We start from the raw sequence: 3,034 nt of genomic DNA, 5'->3' as shown, positions 1-3,034 counted from the left end.
TTAACTAAAACAATTGTTCCTGTATAAACCTTATCCTCCACCTTTACTCTATACAAATACACACCATTTCTCACAGGCTTTCCATCCATATCTGTCCCATCCCAACTTATCTCCCCACCTATATACCCTTCAGGGTCCTCCTTAATTATCCTCTTCATAAGCTTACCTTGGAGATTGTATATACTCACTTCATACCTATTGTAAAGTCTATCAAACTCAAACGATATCTTCACAATACCATAGTTAGGATCCACAGTTTGATTCTTCACAAAAGGCGTAATGACCTTAGGCAAAGCATTCACGTTCCTTATAACACCATCAAACTTTGTTGAAGATTCAAAGATTCCATAGTATCTATGTAAGTAGGAAACCTTTGCTACCAAAAACTTATTCTGCCTATCAACAACTCCACCAAGCCTTACCCACTCACCGGTGCTCTCTTTCCAGTAGTAAATCCCTAGATTTTCCTCATTTTGATAATAGTTGCTAGTAACAGATGGATAGTAGAAGTAGAGTACTATATCACCACTTATTCCTATCTCCCTAACAAGCTCATCGTAAGAGTAACCTCTCACATCAAGGAAGTATCCTCTGATACCATCGTAAGTAGCAGGCTTCCCTATCTTATCGTCTCTTTGGATAGCAAATTTCTGAAGTTCTGTTAGATTCGTTATGTAAAGATCAACTGAGAAATCCCTGTGAATATTACCAGCTCTGACTATAACCTTACTCTTATTATCACTTCCGGAAAGTATATCCTGATCAGTCTCAGAACTTTTACTAAATGGTTTATTAAGCATGTATATCACACCAATATTGTTGTTTTTATTCTTCTCAACTTTGAAGCTTATCTTCATAGGTCTATAATTTGGATTCTCAAACATCAGTATGGCATTGCCAGCCTCATCAGGATAAACTTCAGGTAAATAGAAGTAACCATCGGTAGTTGAAGAAATCGTAATTATATCTCCACCTTCACTGTCCTTCATCACTTCTCCAGAGGAATCAACCTGTTTTACACTCACAGGATACCTATAAGGAGTAACGAAGCCGATGATTCTACCAAATGGTGCATTCGTCACATAAGCAGTTTGCGATAATCCAGAAGGCCTAACAAGCTGAGTATTCGTATTAGTTGCACCGGTAACCCAAACTTCCCCAACCATAGGTATCGCATAGAAGTTTGTCAGTAAGTAGCTAACTTCAATCGTTATTATATCCTCTTTATTAAACTCAAAGAAATTCTCAGGATAGCTTACAACTACACTATTGCCTACTTTCTCAAGTTTAACCAAATTATTTGACAGTTGTTGCAACGAACTTAACCTGACCAAAGTAAAGTTTGTGAAGTCAAAGTTTATAACAACATTTGTTACAAATACATCTCTTGACCTATTTATTATCTTATACTCAACTACCGCATTAGTATTTATAGTGTATATATTCCCACCCTTGCTTATGTAACCTAGCACCAACAGAGGAGGATACTGAACCCTGAGGACCGTAGAACCGCCCGGCATCACACCACCGAGATACCACGGCCCTCCATACTCATTACCCGCCATAAACACAAACGAAACGTTTGTAAGCATCTCATAGTAAGTCTCTGTTGCGAAATAGTATTCATCATACCCAGATGCATTAATTCCTGAACTATTTGAATACCAAATCTCGTAATAGCTTCCACTTACAAAATTTGAGGCAATTCCTCCAAGCCTATTACTCACCATCGTTATACTTACTACACCAGCAGGAATTCCTATCCTAACCTTAACGAGCTTGTTTGATCCCCTTCCCTCGTTAGTAATAGTGAACTTAAAATCATTTGAAAACTCAGTAACGTATATTCTATCAGGTTCTATCGTAGCTTTCATATACACAGGTGGCATGATATAAGATATATTTGAGCTATAGCCTAAGAACAGCGAAAGTTCTCTCCAAACACCACTTCCATCATCAAAATACCCTTTAACACCAAAGTTACTGCTACCAACCAAAAGAGTATCATATCCACAGAAAGATATACTATCACCACTACCAGGCTCTATTGGAGAACTACTGTAATCCACAATAATACTCGTAACACTGGTAGCATTGCCATTCGTGAATATCGAACTACTACCAACAACTTCACTTACTATATTACTAAGCTTGGAGAATAACCCATCTGGAAGTTCCACTCTCACCTTAACTATATTCTTAACTCCAGTAGTATCATTCTTTATGTGAACAACATAGTTTGTAAAGTAATCACTGGTGTCAACAGTATTCGGTTGCACATAGAAAGATGGCAACTTCTCAATCTTAAACGACAACTCTGAGTAACTTCTCTCAGTAAAAGCATTTGTATTCTTAGAATTCCACACAACACCCGAGAATAACAGATTTGTTTTAACCGAGAAAACATTACTTAGCACTAGAGTAATAGAATTTGTCCTACCAACTTCAAAATCGTTCGTATAATTGACAAATACCGAATTACCCACTATTCTGTTAGTTCCATTCTGAGAGTCAGCACTGAGAACAACAAAGCCCGGAACATCTATCCTCGCACCTCTTATAACATTCTTATCCACACCAGTATTACTTAACACTAAAGTCAGGCTAAAAACCTTATCAGAGGTATATATCTCCTTAGGCTGAGGAGAAATGATATACCCAACAGCATAAGGAAGTGGCATAACAAAAGAAATGTAGTTAACCTTACCAACTACAACCCTATTGGTTTTTTGCTTACCTGCAGTTGTAGTAAATACCGATCTAGATTCCCAAACTATATTAGTCTCACCTTCTACTAGATTATCCTTAAACCTCACAGTTATAACATCACTATTACCCGGTATTATAGGAGTTGGGTAACTAACAACTATCTCATCACCAGAGATAGAAACATTTCCACCGTAAGCACTACTAACATACATATTGTTAGTGACAACAATACTTTCAATTGAAGGAATAGTTATGTACAACTTTTCAAGATTATTACCCGCACCACCTAAGTTAAAAACATAGTAATACATCTCGTTACTCTGCT

Annotated in this window: 1 protein-coding gene; it reads right to left on the bottom strand. The window is 37.2% G+C overall.

Features of this window, described 5'->3' with window-relative positions; translation table 11 throughout:
• A partial coding sequence (locus tag ABDH28_00735; GenBank protein ID MEN2997555.1) for a hypothetical protein occupies positions 1 to 3,034 on the bottom strand: 3,034 nt, incomplete at both ends.

Source organism: Brevinematia bacterium, assembly GCA_039630355.1.
Lineage (GTDB): Bacteria > Spirochaetota > Brevinematia > DTOW01 > DTOW01 > SKYB106.
Note: the sequence above shows the minus strand (reverse complement) of the source record. Positions and strands in the feature narration are given on the sequence as shown.